At 61.4% G+C, this 22338-nt stretch carries 23 protein-coding genes; 11 read left to right on the top strand and 12 right to left on the bottom strand.

The features are described 5' to 3' along the window. Window positions 1-52: 52 nt before the first annotated feature. The 3 genes from HBO11_RS03375 to HBO11_RS03365 all read left to right on the top strand — a co-directional run bounded on the left by HBO11_RS03375 (window position 53) and on the right by HBO11_RS03365 (window position 4419). Window positions 53-1678 carry an MFS transporter gene (locus HBO11_RS03375; RefSeq protein WP_169956173.1) on the top strand — a complete coding sequence of 542 codons (1626 nt, stop codon included), beginning with the start codon at window positions 53-55 and terminating at the stop codon, window positions 1676-1678. A 226-nt stretch (window positions 1679-1904) separates the two neighbouring features. After that, window positions 1905-3854: a DNA topoisomerase III gene (locus HBO11_RS03370; RefSeq protein WP_169956174.1), complete on the top strand. Its 1950-nt coding sequence runs from the start codon at window positions 1905-1907 to the stop codon at window positions 3852-3854. 124 nt (window positions 3855-3978) lie between these two features. Beyond that, a complete protein-coding gene (locus HBO11_RS03365) occupies window positions 3979-4419 on the top strand; it encodes a CBS domain-containing protein (protein ID WP_169956176.1) in 441 nt (146 codons plus the stop codon). A gap of 137 nt (window positions 4420-4556) precedes the next feature. Here HBO11_RS03365 and HBO11_RS03360 read toward each other — a convergent pair whose 3' ends face one another. Continuing rightward, a complete protein-coding gene (locus HBO11_RS03360; RefSeq protein ID WP_169956119.1) occupies window positions 4557-4718 on the bottom strand; it encodes a hypothetical protein in 162 nt (53 codons plus the stop codon). Window positions 4719-5050: 332 nt separating this feature from the next. Here HBO11_RS03360 and HBO11_RS03355 point away from each other — a divergent pair, with 332 nt between their 5' ends. Beyond that, a complete protein-coding gene (locus HBO11_RS03355; RefSeq protein WP_029296579.1) occupies window positions 5051-5380 on the top strand; it encodes a hypothetical protein in 330 nt (109 codons plus the stop codon). Between the two features lie 120 nt (window positions 5381-5500). On the opposite strand, the gene HBO11_RS03350 is transcribed toward HBO11_RS03355, so the two are convergent. Then, complete coding sequence (locus tag HBO11_RS03350; protein ID WP_169956177.1) at window positions 5501-6403, bottom strand: LysR family transcriptional regulator; 903 nt, start codon at window positions 6401-6403, stop codon at window positions 5501-5503. A gap of 132 nt (window positions 6404-6535) precedes the next feature. On the opposite strand from HBO11_RS03350, the gene HBO11_RS03345 reads away from it, so the two are divergent. From HBO11_RS03345 to HBO11_RS03335, 3 genes are read left to right on the top strand one after another with little or no spacing between them, the layout of a single operon-like run. After that, the gene (locus tag HBO11_RS03345) at window positions 6536-7234 is read left to right on the top strand and encodes a CoA transferase subunit A (RefSeq protein WP_010211319.1); all 699 of its coding nucleotides are present in this window, start codon (window positions 6536-6538) and stop codon (window positions 7232-7234) included. Between the two features lie 34 nt (window positions 7235-7268). Then, window positions 7269-7928 (top strand): CoA transferase subunit B, encoded by a 660-nt coding sequence (locus HBO11_RS03340; protein WP_027603173.1) that lies wholly within the window; start codon window positions 7269-7271, stop codon window positions 7926-7928. A gap of 11 nt (window positions 7929-7939) precedes the next feature. Next, window positions 7940-9121: an acetyl-CoA C-acetyltransferase gene (locus tag HBO11_RS03335; protein ID WP_169956179.1), complete on the top strand. Its 1182-nt coding sequence runs from the start codon at window positions 7940-7942 to the stop codon at window positions 9119-9121. Between the two features lie 187 nt (window positions 9122-9308). Here HBO11_RS03335 and HBO11_RS03330 read toward each other — a convergent pair whose 3' ends face one another. Then, entirely contained in the window at window positions 9309-9719 is a 411-nt protein-coding gene (locus HBO11_RS03330; protein WP_169956181.1) for a PaaI family thioesterase, read from the bottom strand. Window positions 9720-9886: 167 nt separating this feature from the next. Between HBO11_RS03330 and HBO11_RS03325 the strand changes: the two genes are divergently transcribed. Then, window positions 9887-10666, top strand: coding sequence for a DUF4349 domain-containing protein (locus tag HBO11_RS03325; RefSeq protein ID WP_169956182.1), 780 nt, complete (start codon window positions 9887-9889; stop codon window positions 10664-10666). Window positions 10667-10668: 2 nt separating this feature from the next. Here the strand turns inward: HBO11_RS03325 and HBO11_RS03320 are convergent, their stop codons facing one another. The 4 genes from HBO11_RS03320 to HBO11_RS03305 form a co-directional block, all read right to left on the bottom strand. After that, window positions 10669-11754, bottom strand: a complete 1086-nt coding sequence (locus tag HBO11_RS03320; RefSeq protein WP_169956184.1) for a DUF1615 domain-containing protein — start codon at window positions 11752-11754, stop codon at window positions 10669-10671. Window positions 11755-11880: 126 nt separating this feature from the next. Then, the gene (gene hemB / locus HBO11_RS03315) at window positions 11881-12855 is read right to left on the bottom strand and encodes a porphobilinogen synthase (protein ID WP_057959111.1); all 975 of its coding nucleotides are present in this window, start codon (window positions 12853-12855) and stop codon (window positions 11881-11883) included. 218 nt (window positions 12856-13073) lie between these two features. After that, window positions 13074-13916, bottom strand: coding sequence for a PhzF family phenazine biosynthesis protein (locus tag HBO11_RS03310; RefSeq protein ID WP_169956185.1), 843 nt, complete (start codon window positions 13914-13916; stop codon window positions 13074-13076). A 3-nt stretch (window positions 13917-13919) separates the two neighbouring features. Next, window positions 13920-14618 carry a glutathione S-transferase N-terminal domain-containing protein gene (locus HBO11_RS03305; RefSeq protein WP_169956187.1) on the bottom strand — a complete coding sequence of 233 codons (699 nt, stop codon included), beginning with the start codon at window positions 14616-14618 and terminating at the stop codon, window positions 13920-13922. Between the two features lie 255 nt (window positions 14619-14873). Here HBO11_RS03305 and HBO11_RS03300 point away from each other — a divergent pair, with 255 nt between their 5' ends. Continuing rightward, entirely contained in the window at window positions 14874-15575 is a 702-nt protein-coding gene (locus HBO11_RS03300) for a histidine phosphatase family protein (protein ID WP_169956188.1), read from the top strand. 52 nt (window positions 15576-15627) lie between these two features. Next, a complete protein-coding gene (locus HBO11_RS03295; RefSeq protein WP_169956190.1) occupies window positions 15628-16683 on the top strand; it encodes a permease in 1056 nt (351 codons plus the stop codon). 118 nt (window positions 16684-16801) lie between these two features. Here HBO11_RS03295 and mnmH read toward each other — a convergent pair whose 3' ends face one another. The 4 genes from mnmH to HBO11_RS03275 form a co-directional block, all read right to left on the bottom strand. Then, window positions 16802-17902 carry a tRNA 2-selenouridine(34) synthase MnmH gene (gene mnmH, locus HBO11_RS03290; protein ID WP_169956192.1) on the bottom strand — a complete coding sequence of 367 codons (1101 nt, stop codon included), beginning with the start codon at window positions 17900-17902 and terminating at the stop codon, window positions 16802-16804. Beyond that, complete coding sequence (gene selD / locus HBO11_RS03285; RefSeq protein ID WP_169956194.1) at window positions 17902-18936, bottom strand: selenide, water dikinase SelD; 1035 nt, start codon at window positions 18934-18936, stop codon at window positions 17902-17904. The genes mnmH and selD overlap by 1 nt, the downstream gene beginning before the upstream one ends. Before the next feature lie 94 nt (window positions 18937-19030). Then, entirely contained in the window at window positions 19031-19780 is a 750-nt protein-coding gene (locus tag HBO11_RS03280) for a TerC family protein (protein ID WP_057726241.1), read from the bottom strand. A gap of 29 nt (window positions 19781-19809) precedes the next feature. Next, window positions 19810-20061 carry a hypothetical protein gene (locus tag HBO11_RS03275; RefSeq protein ID WP_169956196.1) on the bottom strand — a complete coding sequence of 84 codons (252 nt, stop codon included), beginning with the start codon at window positions 20059-20061 and terminating at the stop codon, window positions 19810-19812. Between the two features lie 148 nt (window positions 20062-20209). Here HBO11_RS03275 and nhaR point away from each other — a divergent pair, with 148 nt between their 5' ends. Next, window positions 20210-21115, top strand: coding sequence for a transcriptional activator NhaR (gene nhaR / locus HBO11_RS03270; protein WP_169956198.1), 906 nt, complete (start codon window positions 20210-20212; stop codon window positions 21113-21115). Here nhaR and HBO11_RS03265 read toward each other — a convergent pair. Then, window positions 21112-22266, bottom strand: a complete 1155-nt coding sequence (locus tag HBO11_RS03265) for an MFS transporter (protein ID WP_169956200.1) — start codon at window positions 22264-22266, stop codon at window positions 21112-21114. The genes nhaR and HBO11_RS03265 overlap by 4 nt on opposite strands. Between the last annotated feature and the right edge of the window lie 72 nt (window positions 22267-22338).

The raw sequence follows: 22338 nt of genomic DNA, 5'->3' as shown, positions 1-22338 counted from the left end.
AGTTGGCGCCGACAGTGGAACAACAATAAATAATCACTGTGAGGGCTACCCCATGTCAGAACGTGCTCAACCCCTGGACGCCACTCCTGGCGCCACTGTCTCCAGCAAGGAGTCGCAAAAGGTCATCTTCGCCTCGTCCCTGGGGACGGTGTTCGAGTGGTATGACTTTTTCCTCTATGGCGCCCTCGCGGCGGTGATCAGTAAGCAATTTTTTGCCGGGGTCAACGACACCACGGCCTTTATCTTCGCCTTGATGGCCTTTGCCGCCGGTTTTGTGGTGCGGCCGTTCGGCGCGCTGGTATTCGGCCGCCTGGGGGACATGATCGGACGCAAGTACACCTTCCTCGCCACCATCATCCTGATGGGCGTGGCGACTTTCTGCGTAGGCCTGTTGCCCACCTACGCCAGCATCGGCATCGCTGCGCCGATCATCCTCGTGGTGCTGCGCATGCTCCAGGGCCTGGCCCTGGGCGGTGAATACGGTGGCGCCGCGACCTATGTCGCCGAGCACGCCCCGGCCGGCAAACGCGGCTTCCACACCAGTTGGATTCAATCCACCGCCACCCTCGGCCTGCTGCTGTCGTTGCTGGTGGTGCTGGCCTGTCGTTACTTCACTGGCGATCAGTTTGAAGTCTGGGGCTGGCGCCTGCCGTTCCTGCTGTCCATCGTGCTGCTGGGGATTTCCACCTGGATCCGCATGAGCCTGCACGAATCGCCCGCGTTCCTGAAAATGAAAGAGGAAGGCAAGGCCAGCAAGGCGCCGATCCGCGAGTCATTCGGCAACTGGGAAAACCTCAAGGTGGTGTTGATTGCACTGTTCAGCATCAACGCCGGCCAGGCCGTGACCTTCTACGCCGCGCAGTTCTACGTGCTGTTCTTCCTGACCCAGTTCCTGAAGATGGACCCGGCCCTGGCCAATATGCTGCTGATCATCAGCGTGGTGATTGGCGCGCCGTTCTTTATTTTCTTCGGCTGGCTCTCGGACAAATGGGGGCGCAAGCCAGTACTGATGGTCGGCCTGCTGCTGGCCACCGCCCTGTACTTCCCGATCTTCAAGGGCCTGGCCCACTACACCAACCCGGCCATGGACCAGGCCAGCCGCCAGGCCCCGATCACCGTACTGGCGGACCCGGCCACCTGCACCTTCCAGTTCGACCCGGTGGGCAAGGCGCGCTTTGACAGCCCATGCGACAAGGTCAAGACCTTCCTGGTCAAACAGGGCCTGCCCTACAGCAGCGAAGCCGCACCTGCCGGCAGCGCGGTGCAAGTGAGCATCGGCGATGTGCGCATCGACGGCTACGACGAAGACGCCCTGCACGGCGCCGTGACCCTGGCTGGCTACCCGAAATCGGCGGACGTGGCCCAGGTCAACAAAACCATGGTGGTGGTGCTGATCGTCGCCCTGATCCTGATCGCCGCGATGTGCTACGGCCCGCTGGCCGCGCTGATGGTGGAACTGTTCCCGACGCGCATCCGCTACACGTCCATGTCGCTGCCCTACCACATCGGTAACGGCTGGTTTGGCGGGTTCCTGCCAACCGTGTCGTTTGCCCTGGTGGTGTACACCGGCGATATTTTCTACGGGCTGTGGTACCCGGTGGTGATTACCGGGGTGAGCCTGATCGTCGGGCTGCTGTGCCTGAAGGAAACCAAGAATGTGGATCTGGATAAAAACTAATATCCCGCAAAGCCTGTAGATCCCTTGTGGGAGCGGGCTTGCTCGCGATGGCGGGTCAGTCAATGGATGCAGTGACTGGCACACCGTCATCGCGGGCAAGCCCGCTCCCACATTGGGTTGCCGGTGCCCACACAAATTGCTGTATATCCATACAGATAAAGGTTGCTCAATTCCCTTCTTTTGCCCATCCTGCTCTCCATTCAACTGTGTAACGAATGGGCTGAGCATGCGGCTGTTCCTCTGTGAAAAACCCTCCCAGGCCAAGGATATCGCGGCCGTGCTCGGCGCCCGGCGCCGGGGCGACGGTTGCTGGCTGGGAACCGACGTCACCGTCACCTGGTGCATCGGCCACCTGCTGGAAACCGCCCCGCCCGATGCCTACGACGCCAAGTACAAGCGCTGGGTGCTGGCCGACCTGCCCATCGTCCCGGAAAAATGGAAGATGACGGTCAAGCCCAAGACCGCCAACCAGTACAAGGCGGTCAAGCGCCTGCTCGGGGAAGCCCGGGAATTGGTGATTGCCACCGATGCCGACCGCGAGGGTGAGATGATCGCCCGGGAGCTGGTGGAGCATTGCCGCTATCGCGGGCCGATCCAGCGCCTGTGGCTGTCGGCTCTGGATGATGCCTCGATCCGCAAGGCCCTGGCCTCGTTGAAGCCTGGCGCAGACACCTTCAGCCTCTACCATTCGGCCCTGGGCCGCTCCCGTGCCGACTGGCTGATCGGCATGAACATGAGTCGCCTGTTTACCCTGCTCGGCCGCCAGTCCGGCTATCAGGGCGTATTGCCAGTGGGCCGGGTGCAAACCCCGACCCTGCGCCTGGTGGTGGACCGCGACCGCAGCATTGCCGACTTCGTCCCGGTGGCTTACTGGGCAATCGACGTCGAACTGCTGGACCAGCAGATGCGCTTTATCGCGCAATGGCGCGCCGCCGACGATCTCTGTGACGATCAGGGCCGCTGCCTCAACCCGGAGCGGGCACAGCAGGCGGCAACGGCGATGAGCAACGCAGCCAGCGCGCGCCTGGTGAAGCTGCGCACCGAACGCATGCGCGAAGTGGCACCGCTGCCCTTTGACCTGGGCACACTGCAGGAGATCTGCTCGAAGAAACTCGGCCTCGGCGCCCAGGAAACCCTGGATATCGCCCAGTCCCTCTACGAAACCCACAAGGTCATCACCTACCCACGCAGCGACTGCGGCTACCTGCCCGTGAGCCAGCATGGCGACGCGGCGACAATTCTCGCGGCACTGGGCCGCGCCGACCCGGCGGTAAATGCGCTGATGCCACACCTCGATGCGCAACGCCGCTCCCGCGCGTGGAACGACGCCAAGGTCAGCGCCCACCACGGCATCATCCCCACTGGGGCCGGCAAGGACCTCGCGCAACTGACCGGCAAGCACCGCGCCGTCTACACCTTGGTCCGCGCCCGTTACCTGGCGCAGTTTCTGCCCAACCACGAATACGACCGCACCCAGGCGGATTTCGACTGTGCCGGTGAAGCCCTGCGCGCGGTAGGCAAAGTGGTGGTGGAGCCGGGCTGGAAGCGCGCCTTGCCCGAAGCCCTGGCGCCCAGCAAGGGCCGCGAGGCGCCGGCGCCACAGCCTTTGCCAGCGTTGGTGCAGGGCCAGGATTATGCAGTGGCGAAGGTCAACCTCAAGGACCTGTGGACCCAACCGCCCAAGCCTTTCACCGAAGGCGACCTGATCAAGGCGATGAAGAACGTCGCCAAACTGGTGGAGGACCCGTTGCTCAAGCAAAAGCTCAAGGACACCACCGGCATCGGCACCGAGGCGACGCGGGCCGGAATCATCCAGGGCCTGCTGGACCGTGGTTACCTGGTGAAAAACGGCAAGGCACTGTCTGCCACACCGGCGGCCTTCAGCCTTATCGACGCGGTGCCCAGGGCGATTGCCGACCCCGGCACCACGGCGATTTGGGAGCAGGCCCTGGACATGGTGCAAAGCGGTGAGATGAGCCTGGAAGAGTTTGTCGCCAAGCAGGCGGCCTGGATGAGCAAGCAAGTGGCCCGCTGCAATGGTATGCAAATGACCATCAGCGGCCCGGCCAGCCCGGCAGGCCGTGGCGCCACCCCCTGGAAAAACAAACGCAAGCCGGCCAAACGCAAGGCCGGCGCCAGCCCGAAACGGGTGGCAAAACCGGCAAACAAGGGCTGAAATACCGAAAAAAGTCGGGTAATGACGCTTTTCAAGCGGATATACGCCGCTTTAGGTCTTGCTCTGGCGCCGGCGGTCTAGGATTCTGTAGGAACTGCCTAATAACAAAACCGGGGTGGCCACCATGAAGACCGTCGCACAGTTGCTCAAGTCCAAGGACCAGAAGAATCAGGAAGTCCATACCATCCAGTGGAACCACACCGTGTTTGAGGCGCTGGTGGTGATGGCAGCGAAGAACGTCGGCGCTTTGCCGGTGGTCAAGGACGACAAGGTCGTTGGCATCATCAGTGAGCGCGACTACGCGCGTAAACTGATTCTCCATGGACTGTCCTCGACGAGCACACAGGTCCACCAGGTGATGAGTTCACCGGCAATCACCGTGGACACCCACAAAAGCGTCGAAGACTGCATGGGTATCATGACTGACGGCCACCTGCGCCACCTGCCCGTGGTGGAAGGCGGAGAACTGCTGGGCCTGCTGTCCATTGGCGACCTGGTCAAGGAAGCCATCGCTGAACAGGCTGCCCTTATCCAGCAATTGGAACAGTACATCCGCGGCGAATAGCATTTACCAAAACACCTCGAAGCCAATGTGAACACAGGCTTATGTGGGAGCGGGCTTGCTCGCGATAGCGGTGGATCAGTCAAAAAAATTACTGACTAATCCACCGCTATCGCGAGCAAGCCCGCTCCCACATTAGATCACTGGAAGGGTCCAGCATCGCCATGCTTACCCCGACTCCCCGGCACAAAAAATGACGCCCAAGTCACCTTTTCCCAGACCGCCCTCTCTTCTGCAAAAAATATGTAGTGATCAAAAATAATCACTACATAACCGTTGACGTAACCATTTTGACCTTGCATGATTCAAGCGTCTCCCGGATCGGGAGCGTTGGTAACACGCGTTTTGAACAAGCTCGTCTGACCGCCGAGCTGTTTTTCCGGATGTGCACTGCCCACAAGGCAGATTGATGAAGCTGACCGGCCCGAAAGGATCGGTACAAGAAGCTCAAATGCTGCTTGTCTTCGTTATGAAACCATTGCGTAGCAGTTCATCAGAAACACTACATGCATCAGGTTCAAGACCCTGCCCGTATTTGGCAGACCGTTTCTGACGCCCGGTTTTCGCAACCGGAGACAACTAACGTGGATTAACGAATCAACTGAAGATCGCCAACTGGTCAAGGGGCTTACACATGAATCTGAACAACCAACCAACTATCGATGAATTGGCTGAGATGTTCGCAGCGCAGAAAGACACACTCGACGACCATATCCTGTGGATTGGTAAATCGGGCGAAGTGCAAATTGACTGCCTGGCGCCCCATACCGAAGAAGCCGAGTTCGACCGCAATAACCGTGAACTGGCGGCGCGCCTGAAGATGTACCGCCGCGGCCAGGGTTATGTCGGTAAAAAGGCCGCTGCCGATCGCAACTTTATTGAGCAGGTCTTCGATACACTTAACAATGCCTGGGAGTCGTTCAAGGACAACTCGCAAGTTAAAGTGATTGACCGCTACTACTAAGAATAACTAGACCTTTGTGGGAGCTGGTTTGCTTGGGATAACCGTTTAACGATCAACAGAGTTGTTGAATGTTAGATAGCTATCGCTGGCAAGCCAGCTCCCACATTTGTTTGTGTTGACTTAAATCCCCGGGAATCGCCCCTTCTGCGCTTCGCCCCTGAAGATATCAAACAGTGCCTGCGCCGCCGCCGACAGCTCATGTCCTGGCTTGGTCAGCACCCCAATCGGCCGCTCGATCACGGGATCACACAAGGTGATGCAACGGGCACCTGCCTCTTCCATCTGCTGCGCGCACAATGCTGGCACGGCGCTGACGCCCAGGCCGCTGGCGACCATCTTGCCCACCGTCGCCAATTGATGGCTTTCCAATGCCACCGGCAGCTTCATCTGCAAGGCACCCAGGTGCTCTTCCAACATCACCCTTACCGTCGAAGGCCGCTGCAAGGTAATGAAGGGTTGTGCCAGCAGGGTTTTCCAATCGATCTCGGTCATGTGTGCCAGCGTTGAGTCACCGGGCACTACCGCGACAAAGCGGTCCAGGTACAGCGGGGTAAAGGCCAACGACGATCCCGATGAAGGTTCAAATGCCACACCCAACTCGACCTGGCGATCGCGGACCATTTCCAGGACCTGTTCGTTGATCAGGTCGTGCACCGTGACATTGACCTGGGGAAACCGCGCGCGAAAGATCTTCAGGATCGGCGGCAGCAGGTTGCCGGCAAACGACGGCATAGCCGCCACCGTCACTCGCCCGCGCTGCAGGGTGAAGCGCTGGCGTAGTTCATCCTCGGCATTGTCCCAGTCGGCAATCAAGCGCCGGGCCAGGGGCAGCAGGGATTCGCCTTCCGGGGTCAGCGCGACGTTGCGCGTATTACGGCTGAACAGCCGCCCGCCCAGGCCTTCCTCCAGGCCTTTGATAGTCAGGCTCAAGGCCGACTGGGACAAATGCAGGCGCTCACAGGCGGCGGCAAAACTCAAGGTCTGGGCCACGGCAAGGAAGGCCCGCATCTGTTTAACTGTCATAACGCTGCTCCAATGGCCGGATAATTGTGCTGTTTTTTAAATCAATCAACCTTAAAAAACAACTTAACAAATCAATCCCCCGGCGCAACACTCGGTTCACTGGCTGGACCACAAACAATAAAAGAGGTGCATATGGCAGGTTTCGATAAACGCGTGGCGTCCTATGAAGAAGCGCTGGCAGGCCTGGAAGACGGCATGACCGTACTCTCCGGTGGTTTTGGCTTGTGCGGCATCCCAGAAAACCTCATCGCCGAAATCAAGCGCAAAGGCACCCGCGACCTCACGGTAGTTTCCAACAACTGCGGCGTCGACGGCTTCGGCCTGGGTGTATTGCTCGAAGAAAAACAGATCAGCAAGGTCATCGCCTCCTACGTCGGTGAAAACGCCCTGTTCGAGAAGCAACTGCTCAGCGGTGAAATCGAAGTGGTGCTCACGCCCCAAGGCACCCTCGCGGAAAAAATGCGCGCAGGCGGCGCCGGCATTCCAGCGTTCTTTACCGCCACAGGTGTTGGCACGCCCGTCGCCGAAGGCAAGGAAACCCGTGAATTCAACGGGCGCCCATACCTGATGGAAGAATCCATCACCGGCGACTTCGCCATCGTCAAAGGTTGGAAAGCCGACCATTTCGGCAACGTGATCTACCGCCACACCGCCCAGAACTTCAACCCGCTGGCCGCCACCGCCGGCAAGATCACGGTGGTCGAAGTCGAGGAAATCGTCGAACCGGGCGAGCTGGACCCGGCGCAGATCCACACCCCTGGCATCTACGTCGACCGGATTATCTGCGGCACCTTCGAGAAGCGCATCGAACAGCGCACTGTCCGCAAATAATCTGCCTCCAGCCCGAACAATAAGGACTCATAAAATGGCTCTTACCCGCGAACAAATGGCTCAACGCGTCGCCCGCGAAATGCAGGACGGCTTCTACGTCAACCTCGGCATCGGCATCCCGACCCTGGTGGCCAACTACATTCCCGAAGGCATGGAAGTGATGCTGCAATCGGAAAACGGCCTGCTGGGCATGGGACCGTTTCCTACCGAAGACACCATCGATGCCGACATGATCAACGCCGGCAAGCAGACCGTCACCGCACGTATCGGCGCGTCGATCTTCTCCTCGGCCGAATCCTTCGCGATGATTCGCGGCGGCCACGTTGACCTCACGGTGCTCGGCGCCTTTGAAGTGGACGTGCACGGCAACATCGCCTCGTGGATGATCCCCGGCAAGCTGGTCAAGGGCATGGGCGGCGCCATGGACCTGGTGGCCGGTGCAGAAAACATCATCGTGATCATGACCCACGCCTCCAAGGACGGTGAGTCCAAGTTGCTCAGCCAGTGCAGCCTGCCGCTGACCGGTGCCAACTGTATCAAGCGCGTGCTGACGGACTTGGCCTACCTGGAAATCGAAAATGGCGCTTTCGTCCTCAAGGAACGCGCACCTGGCGTCAGCGTGGAAGAGATTGTGAGCAAGACCGCCGGTAAACTGATCGTCCCGGACCACGTTCCAGAAATGCACTTCCAGTGAGGACAGATTCCATGCAAGACGTCGTGATTGTTGCTGCCACCCGCACCGCCGTGGGCAGCTTTCAAGGGGCCCTGGCCGGCATCCCGGCACCGGAACTGGGCGCCGCCGTGATCCGCCGCCTGCTGGAGCAGACCGGCCTGGACCCTGCACAAGTGGACGAAGTGATCCTCGGCCAAGTGCTGACCGCAGGCTCCGGCCAGAACCCGGCGCGCCAGGCGTCGATCCTCGCCGGGCTGCCCCACGCGGTGCCGAGCCTGACCTTGAACAAGGTCTGCGGCTCGGGCCTCAAGGCCTTGCACCTGGGCGCTCAGGCCATCCGTTGCGGTGATGCCGAAGTGATCATCGCCGGCGGCATGGAAAACATGAGCCTGGCCCCCTACGTGCTGCCCGCGGCCCGCACCGGCCTGCGCATGGGGCACGCGAAGATGGTCGACAGCATGATCACCGACGGCCTGTGGGATGCGTTCAACGACTATCACATGGGCATCACCGCCGAGAACCTGGTGGACAAGTACGGTATCAGCCGTGAAGCCCAGGATGCCTTCGCCGCCGCCTCCCAGCAAAAAGCGGCCGCGGCGATTGAAGCCGGGCGCTTTGCCGATGAAATCACGCCGATCCTGATTCCCCAGCGCAAGGGCGACCCGATTGCCTTTAGCGTGGACGAACAACCCCGCGCCGGTACCACCGCCGAGTCCCTGGGCAAGCTCAAGCCCGCCTTCAAGAAAGACGGCAGCGTCACCGCCGGTAACGCGTCGAGCCTCAATGACGGCGCCGCCGCCGTGCTGCTGATGAGTGCCGATAAAGCCAAGGCTCTCGGCCTGCCAGTGCTGGCGCGTATCGCCAGCTACGCCAACGCGGGCGTCGACCCGGCGATCATGGGCATTGGCCCGGTGTCTGCAACCCGTCGCTGCCTGGACAAGGCCGGCTGGCAGTTGGCCGACCTGGACCTGATCGAAGCCAACGAAGCCTTCGCCGCGCAAGCGCTGGCAGTGGGCAAGGAACTGGAGTGGGACGCGGCCAAGGTCAACGTCAACGGCGGCGCGATTGCCATCGGCCATCCGATTGGCGCATCAGGCTGTCGGGTGCTGGTGACCCTGCTGCATGAAATGATCAAGCGCGATGCCAAGAAAGGCCTCGCGACCTTGTGCATCGGCGGCGGCCAGGGCGTGGCATTGGCCCTTGAGCGCGACTGATTCAACGAGCAACATGAAAAAGGCCCGGCTCCACGAAAAGCCGGGCCTTTTTTTGCCTATTTTGATTGGCGAACACCGTCCAATGTAGGAGCTGGCTTGCCTGCGATAGCGGTGTAACAGTCAATGCTGCCGGTGACTGCCCCACCGCTATCGCAGGCAAGCCAGCTCCCACGTTAGATCTCTATCGTCAATTGGATTGCGGCACGGCAAACACCGCATTGGCCCGCACCACCACCTTCTCCCCCACCTGCAAGCTGACCGTGGCAAACGCCATCTGCCGCCCGCGCTTGTGATGCTCCAGCTGCACCTCGATCCACTCGCCGACCTGTACCGCCCCCAGATAATCAAGGGTCATGCTGGCGGTAATCAACGGCACCGGTGGGTCGCTGGAAAACGCCATGGCGTAGCCCATGCCGACATCCGCCAGGGTTGCCAATACACCACCGTGCACCGTACCGCGCCCATTGGCATGGCGGTTGTCGGCGCGCAGGCCCAGTTGCAGCCGTAGGCCCTCACCACGGCAATACACCGGGCCCAGTAGATCCAGGAGCGGGCTGCTGCGGGTTAAGGGAGCAAAACCTTCAGGGACGTTCGTCATGGTGGATCTTCCTTGTGACCGGGCATGAGGTTTAACCTGCATCGCTCGATGCGGCCAGCATGATCAACCGGGGAAATCTGGGCCGATAAGCCTGCGCTTGCTTTGCGTTCGCCGGGCAAACCGGCTTTAATCGCCGCGCATTTATCCCGCACAGTGAAGGAACCGTAATGCGCCACCTGGAAGGCAGATCTACTGCGTTGATGTTATTGGCCGCCCTGCTGCTCGGCGGCTGTTCGCCCAAGGAATATTCCGAAGGCACGCCAATCAATGGTGAACAGGGCCGGGCCGGCGCGCTGCTGGCCTATGAACACGAGTTGAGTCTGGCGATGCCGCTGGCGCTGCTCGCGCCGCGCATGCAGGCCACCCGCCAAGCCTGCGAGTCGGCACAGTTCGGCGCCTGCAATATCCTGCGTATCGAAGAAAACAGCGACGGCGGCATGATCGTGTTGCGCATCGCCCCCAGCGGGGTCGAACCCTTGGTGAAGATGGCGGCCGAGGGCGGGCAACTGGGCCAGCGCATCACCAGCGCCGAAGACCTGGCCGACGCAGTGGCCGATGTGCGCCGCCGCCAGCAACGTTTGCAGGCCCAGCAAAAGCGCCTGGATGAACTGGCCGCACGCAAGGACATCACCGTAGGCGACCTGATCACCCTCACCAAGGAACAGGCCGCCATCGAAAACGAGCTGCAGGAGCTGGCGCAGATCGCCGCCGGCCAGCAGCGGCGCCTGGACACCAACCGCGTGACCCTGAACTTCAGTCCATCCGACGGCGAGCATCAGCAATCACGTTTTGCGCGGATGTTCGGCAACCTGGGCGACAACCTGGTCGACGGCACCGCCGATGCCCTGGAACGCTCCAGCTACGTGCTACCGTTCGTGATCCTCGCGTTCCCGGTGTTGTGGCTGTGGGTCTGGCTGTGGCGCAAGCTAGTCAAGCGCCGCCCCTGACCTCAACGCTTCATGCAGCGCTGGTAACGCTCATCCACGCGCTTGGCGAACCAGGCCGTGGTGAGGTTGCGGGTGATCTTCGGGCTCTTGAGCACAATCCCCGGCAGGATCGCCCGTGGCAGCGGCTTGCCTTCGGCTTTTTCGGCCAGGGCAAATACCCGCTGGTACAGGGTGGTCTGTTCAAAGTCCAGGCGATCGCCCTGCTCCAACTGGCTGCGAATGCTCGGGTTGCGCATGTCCAGCTTCTTGCCCAGTGAGCGCACCGCCAACTCCGTGGTGCTGGGCATGATCGAGCCATAGCGGATCAAATCGCCATCCAGCGCCAGGCGGGTACCGGAAGCGCGGCTGACTGCGGCCTGGAACGCGGCATTGCGGCTGGCGTACCAACCGGCGTTGAAGTCGGCAAAGCGGTACAGCGGCTGCTCGTAGCTCACCGGATAACCCAGCAAATGGGCAATACCGAAGTACATGCCGCCACGCCGGGTGAACACTTCGCGGCGAATGCTCCCGTCTACGGTGTAAGGATAATTGCGCGCCTGCTGCTCGGCGAAGGCAATGCTCACCTGCATCGGGCCTGCGGTATGCACTGGGTTGAAACTGCCAAACAAGGTACGGCCCAACGGCACGGTGCCGATAAAGTCGTCAAAGATCCCACTCAGGTCCTTCTCGGTTCGCGCGGCGTTCAGGCGTTCGGCGTAGGACTTGCCCGTGGGCGAGCGCAGTTGCAGCGCGGTGCGCACCAGCACCGCCGGCACATGCACCCTGGCCGCGCGCTTGAGGATTTCATCCTGGGCGATCTTGCCCATGCTCGGCACCGGCGGGTCAACCTGATAGGTGGACTCTTGCTCGGTGACCGCCAGCACCGCACAGATATTCTCGGTGCTGGGGTAGATTTTCTGGCTGTCGAGTGCCGTGTAGATATCCTGGGCCCAACCGGCGCGATCCGGCACCTTGGCCGGCATCAGTCGCACGATCTGCGCCTTGACCTCGGCCTCGCTGCGCTCGGGGAGTTGCTGGCTGCGTTGGGTCGAACAGCCGGCCAGCACCAGTAAGGCGGCCAGGCACAGAGTCAGCCGGGATGAAAACATGCGGGGGTTTCCTGTGAGTCGCTGAAAGCACCCACTATCTCACAAACCCACACCCATCCCTGTAGGAGCGGGCTTGCCCGCGATGGCATCCTCAAGCCGGCCCCCACAGTACGGCATGCGCCGGGATCAGATACCGGCGAGCGCCAGGTCCATCGCAAAGTAGGTGAAGATCAGGTCCGCACCGGCACGCTTGATCGAACCCAGGGTTTCGCGCACCACACGGGCTTCGTCAATGGCACCGGCCTGGGCACCGAACTTGATCATCGCGTACTCGCCGCTGACCTGGTACGCCGCTACTGGCAAGCGCGAGGCTTCGCGGATGTCACGGATGATGTCCAGGTACGCTCCGGCCGGCTTGACCATCAGCGAGTCGGCACCTTCCTGCTCATCGAGCAAGGATTCGCGCACGGCTTCGCGGCGATTCATCGGGTTCATCTGGTAGCTTTTGCGGTCGCCCTTCAGTGCACTGCCGCCTGCCTCGCGAAACGGGCCATACAGGGCCGAAGCGAATTTGGTGGAGTACGCCATGATCGGGATATGGCTGAACCCGGCCGCGTCCAGGGCCCGGCGAATGGCCTGGACCTGGCCGTCCATCGCGGCCGACGGCGCGATCACATCGGCACCGGCACGGGCTGCCGCCACCGCTTGCTTGCCCAGGTTGGCCAGGGTGCGGTCGTTGTCCACTTCATTGCCGTGCATCACGCCGCAATGACCGTGGTCGGTGTATTCGCAGAAGCAGGTGTCAGACATCACGATCATTTCCGGCACTGCGTCCTTGCAGATCGCCGACATGCGCGACACCAGCCCACGCTCGTTCCAGGTATCGCTACCGCTGGCGTCCAGGTGATGGGACACGCCGAATGTCATGACCGACTTGATCCCGGCGCGGGCAAAACGCTCGATTTCACTGGCCAGTTTCGATTCGGGGATGCGCATCACACCGGGCATGCTGGTAATCGGCACGAAGTCGTCGATTTCTTCTTCGACGAAGATCGGCAATACCAGGTCATTGAGGGTGAATTCGGTTTCCTGGAAAAGGCTGCGCAGCTCGGGGGAACGGCGCAGGCGGCGGGAACGGGCTTCGGGGAACTGACTGGACATGGGTTTTCCTACAATTTCCTACAAAAAACGCCAGGGCAAGTGGCAAGGCCGCTAGCTTAAAGGCGAAAGCTTATGCCTGGATTGACCGAGAGCACAAATACGGCGGCCATAACGGTGTTTTGCCGTTCACGTAACAATGCGCCCAGGCGGAACAAGCAGCAGCAACGAGTGACCTGCAGCGACCGGGCTGGCCCGTTCCCCACAGGTGCTTTTCGGCGTTACAGGGTCAGGCTGCCTTCGATACACACCGAGACGGCGCCGCCGATCCAGATCTCATCGCCCTGCTGCTGCACCCGGATACGCCCGGCGCGGCCAATGGCCGTGCCCTGGCTGACCACATACTGGCTGGGGGCCAGGCCCGCACTCAGCAGCCATTGCGCGACGCCCGCATTCAGGCTGCCGGTGGCCGGGTCCTCGGGTGCACCGTCACCGGCAATAAACGCACGCACTTCGAACTGCGCATCGACGTCATCGCGTGTCGGATCGCACGGGGCAACCACGCCCACCGCCAGCCCGAGCAGTTTTGAATAGTCCGGCTGCAAGTCCAGCACTGCCTGGCGATCCGGCAACATCAACGCCAGCCAGCCGGCGCCGTTATCGACCCATTGGCTGCGCACAATCGCTTCAGGCTCAAGGTTAAGCGCCAGGCGTACACGCTCCAGCAGCACGGCATCCAACGGCCCTGAGCGCAGCAACGGCGGCGCGATAAACGCCAGCTCCTCGCCCTGGCGACGGATGCGCACCAGGCCAATCTCGCACTCCTGGATGATTTCGCTGCCCCGGGGCACGCCACCGGCTTGCAGCCACGCCTGGCAACTGCCCAGGGTTGGGTGACCGGCGAACGGCAGCTCCTGCACGGTGGTAAAAATACGCACCCGGTAATCCGCACGCGGGTCGCGCGGTTGCAGCAGGAACGTGGTTTCGCTGAGGTTGGTCCACTTGGCGAAGTCGGCCATCTGCTGGTCGCTGAGGCTATCGGCGCCCAGCACCACTGCCAGTGGGTTGCCCTTGAGGGCCACGCTGCTGAATACGTCCAGTTGCTTGAAATCGAAAGTCGGCATGGGTCAGCTCGGAATATTCAGGCCACGGATCACCGCCGGCCGGGCGACAAAGCCATCCAGCGCGCGCAGCACATTGGGGAAGTCACTGATGCCCACCAGATCGCCCGACTCATAGAAGCCAATCAGGTTGCGGATCCAGGGAAAGGTCGCGATATCGGCGATGGTGTACTCATCGCCCATGATCCAACTGCGGCCCAGCAGGCGTTTTTCCAGGACGCCCAGCAGGCGCCGGGCTTCAGCCGCGTAGCGATCACGAGGGCGCTTGTCTTCGTAGGCCTTGCCGGCAAATTTATTGAAGAAGCCAACCTGGCCGAACATCGGCCCGATCCCGGCCATCTGGAACATCAGCCATTGCAGGGTTTCGTAGCGCGCGGCAGGTGCCTGGGGCAGCAGTTGCGCGGTTTTCTCCGCCAGGTAGATCAGGATCGCCCCCGACTCGAACAACGCCAGCGGTTCACCGCCCGGACCGTTGGGGTCGATGATCGCCGGGATCTTGTTGTTGGGGTTCAGGGACAGGAACTCCGGCGAGAGCTGGTCCTGGGTGTCGAAGCTGACTTTGTGCGCCTCATACGCCAGGCCCACCTCTTCGAGCATGATCGAGACCTTGACCCCATTGGGCGTCGGCAACGAGTACAGCTGCAGGCGCTCGGGGTGCTGGGCTGGCCATTTGGTAATAATCGGAAACGCTGCAGCTGAAATCATCGATATACCCCAAGGTGAGAAAAACCCATGATAGCCATCCGGCGGCACGCTTGCATCGGTCTTCAATTCGCAACATCCGCTGGCTAATCTCCTGTACCAAGCGAACCAAAACGCCCTGACGTACTCTTAGAAGCGCTTGAACGGTTGAATGGAGGCATACCGCCATATCTGTCACGGAAAACCGCACGATGCTTGGAGCGTCGCTGTGGCTGGGCCTTCCAGCCTTGATCCGACGCACTGAAGACTCGAACCCTAATGACTATCAAGCCTTTGTGCATTGGCAAACGTTTTAGAAAATGTGCTTATTTCCTGGTGCCGACACTGTTTGTCGGTGGCGCCTTGATGCTGGCCTTTGAAGCCCGCGAAAGCAGCGCCGAGCCGAAGAACGGCGTGCAGACCCTGGTGTTCCTGCGCCATGGCGAGAAACCCGTGGGTGGCCTGGGCCAACTCAATTGCCAGGGCCTCAACCGCGCGATGAACCTGGCCACCGTATTGCCAGAAAAATTCGGCGCCGCCGATTTTGTATTCGCGGCCAACCCGACGCGCAATGTCGAGGAAGGCGAGTTCGACAATTCCTACAGCTACATTCGCCCATTGATGACCATCAGCCCCAGCGCGATCAAACTCGGGCTGCCGGTGAACATCGAGTTTTCGGCCAACGACACCAGCGATCTGGCTGACGAGTTGATGGAGGACAAGTACCACAACTCCACCATCTATACCGCCTGGTCCCACGGCTACCTGCCGGAATTGATCAACAAGGTCGCGAGCGAAGCGGTCGGCGAGAAGTACACCATCACCGAAGACTGGTCCGGCGGCGATTTCGACACCTTGTACGTGTTGACCCTGACCTGGCAGAACGGCAAGGCCAGCCTGCTCAGCCGCAACTACAAGCAAGGGCTGGATAACGGCTTGCAGACCTGCCCGGATGCAACACACGCAGGCGCCGACACCTGACACCGGGACCGCGTATGATGCGTCGCTATCGACTTATCTGCGGACCTTGACCATGTCTAACCTCACCTCTGCCAGCCCTGTACGCGGCTGGTCCTTCTGGTGGAAGCCGGCGCTGTTCCTGTTGGTGGCCTGCGTCGGCCTGTATTACGTGAAGTGGTCACCCTACTACTTCAAGGCGTTCGTCGCGGCGGACAGCCACAGCATCGGCAACTCGATCCTCAATGACCAGCAAGGCTCGCCATTGGCGGCGGCCCTGGCCTATGCCCAAGTGTATTTCCTGGCGATCTGGAAAGCCGCCGTGCTGGCGGTAATTCTCGGTTCGTTGCTGCAAGTATTGATTCCACGGGACTGGCTGTTGCGCCTGTTCGGCCGCGCCGGGCTAGGCTCCACGGTGCGTGGCGGGCTGTTCGCCCTGCCGGGCATGATGTGCAGTTGCTGCGCCGCGCCGGTGGCCGCCGGGATGCGTCGCCAGCAAGTATCGGTGGGCGCGGCCCTGGCGTTCTGGATGGCCAACCCAGTGCTCAACCCCGCGACCCTGGTGTTCATGGGCTTTGTGCTGGGCTGGGATTTTGCCGCCCTGCGGCTGGTGGCCGGGATCGTCCTGGTGATCGGCGTCGCCCTGATCGCCCAACGTATCGCCCGCCCCGAGCAGGTGCCACAGGTGGCGCTGGAGGCCGTGGCCGACGTCAGCGGCGCCGAGACCCAGCCCTTCCTCAGCCGCTGGCTGCGCACCTTATGGCAGTTGTTCTGGAGCACCATCCCGATCTACATCCTCGCGGTGTTGCTGTTGGGCGCGGCGCGGGTGTGGTTGTTTCCCCATGTGGACGGGGCGATGGCCGACAGCCTGCTGTGGCTGGTGCCGCTGGCGATTGTCGGCACCCTGTTTGTGATTCCGACTGCCGCCGAAATCCCGATCGTACAGACCATGATGGCCCTGGGGCTCGGCACCGGGCCCGCAGTGGCACTGCTGATGACCCTGCCGAGCGTGAGCCTGCCGTCGCTGTTGATGCTGCGCAAGGATTTCGACACGCGGGTGCTGGTGACGGTGGCCGGGTTGACCATGCTGATGGGCGTGGTGTGTGGGTTGGTGGCGGTGGTCGTCCTGTAGGGAGGGGTTGACTGTCAGGGCCTCATTGCAGGCAAGCCAGCTCCCACATTTGGAACTGTGAATACATTCAAAATGTGGGAGCTGGCTTGCCTGCAAATGAGGCCCGAAAACCAGCCAATCACCCGCGCCGGGCACCACGCTCGCGCAGATACTCCAGCACCGCCCCCTGCTCCCCGGCAAACTCGATCCGCGCGCCCTTCTTCTCACGCTGGAACGCGTACATCGGGTCGTAGTATTCACGCAGCCCGACAATCCAGCCGCGGTGCAAATCCACGTTCCCCGAGCGGGCCTGCTCGGCCAGGGCGTCCTGCATCAGCCCGTGCAAGCGCTGGTAGCGTTCGCCGCCCAGGCGCTTGTGGATATTGGCCAGGCTCTGCACCAGACGCTCGGCGAACAGGCTGAAGCCCGCTTCGCCAAACTCGGCCTCGAACTGCGCGCACAGGTCGATGACATAGTCGCGCAAGACCCGCTCGACGCGGTTTTCCAGGCTTTCTTCCAGCCATACCATCGGGTACGCCTGCATGCCCCGGTGCAGGTTCAGCGGCAAGGCGCAGCTACCAATCATGCGGCTTTCATCTTCAAGCACGAACTGCTCGATCCCTTGCGCACGTTTTTTCAACACGTCCACCGCCAGGCGGTTTTCAAAGTCGATATTCGATGGCTGGCCCGTGGCGCGCTTGCCAAAGCTGGAGCCCCGGTGATTGGCATGCCCCTCCAGGTCCAGGCCATTGCGCAACTGATGGAGCACCTCGGTCTTGCCACTGCCCGTCAGGCCACCCAGCAGGACAAAGTCACACTGCTCGACCGCCTGCTCCACAGTCTCCAGCAAGAAGGTACGCATGGCCTTGTAGCCACCGCCGACCCGGGGATAGTCGATCCCCGCTTCGTCCTTGAGCACCTTCTGCACCAAGTGCGAACGCAAGCCGCCACGGAAGCAATACAGGTAACCGTCAGGGTTGGCCTGGGCAAACGCGGTCCAGCGCGCCAATCGCTCCTGCAAAATTGCGCCGCTGACCAGTTGGTGCCCCAGCACAATCGCCGCCTGCTGCCCCTGCTGCTTATAACAAGTGCCCACCCGCTGGCGTTCGTCGTCGTTCATCAACGGCAGGTTGACCACGCCGGGGAACGCGCCCTTGACGAATTCGACCGGTGCGCGGGTGTCCATCATCGGCCGGTCGTTGAGAAAGATATCGCGGTAATCGGTAATGTCGATGGGCATCAAGACACCTCTACCGCGTTGCTCTGTCGCTCAACCAACTGGCCAATCGGCGCCAGGTTCAAGCCCAGTTCGGCAGCTGCCGCCAGAAACTCGGCTTCGCCCTCGGGCGTGACCGCCACCAGCAGCCCGCCACTGGTTTGCGGGTCGCACAGCACGCGCTTGTGCAATTCATTGATACGGCCCAATTGGCTGGCGTAGCTGTCGAAATTGCGCAGGGTGCCACCGGGCACACAGCCCTGGTCCAGGTAGTACTCCACCCCCGGCAGGCGTGGGACTTTTTCGTATTCGATAAGGGCAGTCAAACCACTGCCGTCAGCCATTTCCACCAGGTGCCCGAGCAGGCCGAAACCGGTCACGTCGGTCATGGCGCTAACCCCAGCCAGCTTGCCGAAGCGGCTGCCGGGCTTGTTGAGGGTGCACATCCAGTCCCGCGCCAGGCCGATATCCGCCTGCCGCAGCTTGCCCTTCTTCTCGGCGGTGGTGAGGATGCCGATACCTAGGGGTTTGGTCAGGTACAAACGGCAGCCAGCGGTGGCGGTGTCGTTGCGCTTCATATGGCGTTTGTGCACCAGCCCGGTGACGGCCAGGCCGAAGATCGGCTCCGGGGCGTCGATGGAATGGCCACCGGCCAGGGGGATGCCCGCTGCGTCACACACCGCGCGGCCACCGCGAATCACTTCGCGGGCGACTTCCGGGGCCAGCACGTTGACTGGCCAGCCGAGAATCGCGATAGCCATCAACGGATCGCCGCCCATGGCGTAGATATCGCTGATGGCGTTGGTGGCGGCTATGCGCCCGAAATCGAAGGGGTCGTCGACGATCGGCATGAAAAAGTCAGTGGTGGACACCACCCCGCGCTCGTCGTCGATGGCGTACACCGCCGCGTCGTCCCGCGAGGCATTGCCCACCCAGAGCTTGGGGTCGAGGTTCTGCGCACCGCTGCCGGCGAGGATCACTTCCAGCACCTGCGGCGAAATCTTGCAGCCACATCCGGCACCGTGGCTGTACTGGGTCAGGCGAATCGGCTCGTTCATGGTGGACCTCAAGCTATCAAGTGCGGGGATTCTAACAGACAGCAAAAAGCCGGCTGGGCTCATGTGAGCGCAGCCGGCCTTTGGGTTCCAGCGGTTACTGGCGGGCAGCGAGCAAACGCTTGTGGCGATTGCGCCGCGCGATGTTCAGGCACTCGATGGCAGCCGAGAAAGCCATGGCCGCATACACGTAGCCTTTAGGCACATGGGCACCGAAGCCTTCGGCGATCAAGGTCATGCCGATCATGATCAAGAAGCCCAGGGCCAGCATGACCACGGTCGGGTTGTCGTTGATGAACTTGGCCAGGGGTTCAGCCGCCACCAGCATCACGATCACCGAGGTCACCACGGCAATGATCATGATCGGCAAATGCTCGGTCATGCCAACGGCGGTGATGATGCTGTCGATGGAGAACACCAGGTCGAGCAACAGGATCTGCCCGATGGCCGCGGCAAAGCCGATCGCCACGGTATTGCCGACGCTGGCTTTCTCTTCGGGCTCCGGGTCCATGCTGTGGTGGATCTCGGTCGTCGCCTTCCACACCAGGAACAGGCCACCGGCGATCAGGATCATGTCCTTCCACGAAAACGCCTGGCCGAACACTTCAAACACCGGCGCCGTCAGTTGCACGATAAACGCGATGGTGCTCAACAGGCCCAGGCGCAGTATCAGCGCCATGCTGATGCCGATGCGCCGTGCCTTGGCCCGGTGTTGCTCCGGCAGCTTGTTGGTGAGGATCGAGATGAAGATCAGGTTGTCGATCCCCAGCACGATTTCCATGACGATCAGCGTCGCCAGGGCCACCCAGGCGGTGGGGCTGGCGGCCAGCTGTAAAAGGTAATCCATAGGTCAGTCCTGACTGGGTGTACGGGAAATTAAGCTTCTTTGGAATCTGGCTCAGGCTTGGAATCCTGCTCTTGCTCGTCTTCCTTGGGGGCAATCAAACCCTGGGTCGCTTCGCTCAACGCCTGTTCGGCGGCTTTATGGGTGTCATCAATGGCCTGCTTGGCCGCTTCGCTGGCTTTGCCCAGCACCTGCTGGGTGCTCTTCTCGACCTGGTCGCAACCACTGAGCACCACTAATGAAAGCGCAAGCAACGACGCCGCGCCCAGGGAATTGAGTTTCATGATGTATTCCTCGTTAGAACCGTTGGACCCAAGCATTGGGCCCGCGATAGCGAGGCATTCTAAGGAAGCGAACACTTCAGGAAAATTCGTATTTTTTTCGCTTATACTTCGATTTACACGAAGTAATACTCTGCAACCGAGGCGCCTGATGCTCAATTACCGACAACTGCACTACTTCTGGGTAGTCGCCAAGACCGGCAGCATCGTGCGTGCCTGCGAGCAACTGAACCTCACGCCGCAGACCATCAGCGGGCAAATCAGCCTGTTGGAGCAGACATTTGGTATCGCACTGTTTCAACGAGTCGGCCGCCAACTGGAGCTGACCGAGGCTGGGCGCCAGGCCCTGCCCTATGCCGAGCAGATGTTCCAGACCGGCAATGAGCTGGAAGCGATGTTGCGCGCCCAGCCCAATGAACAGCAGATTGTGTTTCGCGTTGGCGTGGCGGACGTGGTGCCCAAGTCCATCGTCTATCGCCTGATCGCGCCGACCATGGAGTTGAGCGAGCCACTGCGCATTACCTGCCGTGAAGACAAACTCGAACGCCTGCTGGCCGACCTGGCGATCCAGCGTCTGGACCTGGTGATCTCCGACAGCCCGATGCCGACGCACCTGGACATCAAGGGCTACAGCCAGAAGCTTGGGGAATGCGGCATCAGTTTCTTCGCCACCCAGGCGTTGGCGGACCTGCACGGTGGTGATTTCCCACAGTGCCTGCACGGTGCACCGCTATTGATTCCCGGTGCCGAAACCGTAGTGCGCAGCCGTTTGCAGCGCTGGTTCGCCGAGCAGCAGATCCGCCCGAAAATCATCGGTGAGTTCGACGACAGCGCCTTGATGCAGGCCTTCGGCCAGTCCGGCAGCGGGATTTTCATTGCCCCCAGCGTGATTGCCGAGGAAGTGCTGCGCCAATACGGCGTGGCATTGATTGGCCAGACGGACGCGGTCACCGAGTCGTTCTATGCCATCTCGGTGGAACGCAAGGTCAAGCACCCCGGCATCGTGGCGATTACCGAAGGTGCTCGCCGCGAACTGTTTACCGCGTTGCCCGCCTAGGCGCAGACGACCCGGGTCTTGGCGGTCATCAGCCACAGGGCCAGGAGAATCGACAGCAGGATAAAACCCGACGCGGCGAACCCCAGGCTGCCCAGGCCCAAGGTGTCGATCACCCGCCCGCCGACCATCGCGCCCAGGCCAATGCCCAGGTTGGCCCCGGCAATGTTCAAGGACGCGGCAAATGCCGGCGCATGGGGCGCCGCCTTCATCAAGCGCACATGGCTGACCAAAAACAGCGCCGCCTGGGTCACGCCCCAGATCCCCATGGCCGCAGCCAGGCCGAGGGTGGAGTGGATCGCCGGTACCAGCGCCACCATGCCGGCAATCATAAAGCCGCAGAACACCATGGAGGCGATCAGCGGATGCTTGTCGACCATGCGTCCGCCCAGGGAATTGCCGATCAGCCCCACGGCGCCAAAGCCCATCAGGCACCAGCCCACCAGCGTGCCATCGAAGCCGGCCAGGCGCTCGAGAATGTCGGCCAGGTAGGTATAGGCAGTGAACATGCCGCTAAATACCAGGATCGACAGCAGTACGTGGCCCTGCATCAACGGGTTGCGCAGGATCTTGAACTGCGAACGCAGGGTCACCGCGTCCTTCTTCACTGTGGTCGCCGGCAGGTAAATCAACAGCAGCAATGCCTTGAGCACCGCCACCCCGGCGAGAATGCCGAAGGCGCTGCGCCAGCCGAACATATCGGAGATCAGCGTACCCACCGGGATGCCGAAGACCGTGGCGCAGACGATGCCGAAACCGATTTTGGCAATCGCCCGGCCAGCGTAGTCCGGCCCAACGATATCCACCGCCGTCTCGCTGGCCAGGGCCCAGAACACCGGCAATCCGAGCGCCGGAATCAGGCGGGCCACGGCCATTACCCAGATATTCGGCGCCAGTGCCGCCAGGGTGTTGGTCGCGCCGAACATCAACAGAATGCTGATAAACAGGCGCTTGCGCTCAAAGCGTGCGAAATACGCGGTGAGGAACGGCCCGAACGCGGCTACGGTGAAGGCAAACAGGGTCACCAGCAGACCAGCCTGGGACACGCTCACATCCAAATCACGGGCGATGGAGGGCAACAGGCCCACGATGACAAATTCGGTGGTCAACACCGTAAAACCGGCTGCGGACAGCAGCAGGATGGGCAACAACATGCACAACTCCAGAAACGGCGACGCCAGCGCTGACCCAAGGGCCCGCTGACAGAGAGATAAGAAGAGGATGGC

Source organism: Pseudomonas sp. WS 5010 (assembly GCF_012985565.1).
GTDB lineage: Bacteria > Pseudomonadota > Gammaproteobacteria > Pseudomonadales > Pseudomonadaceae > Aquipseudomonas.
This window is presented reverse-complemented; position numbering and strand designations above follow the sequence as displayed.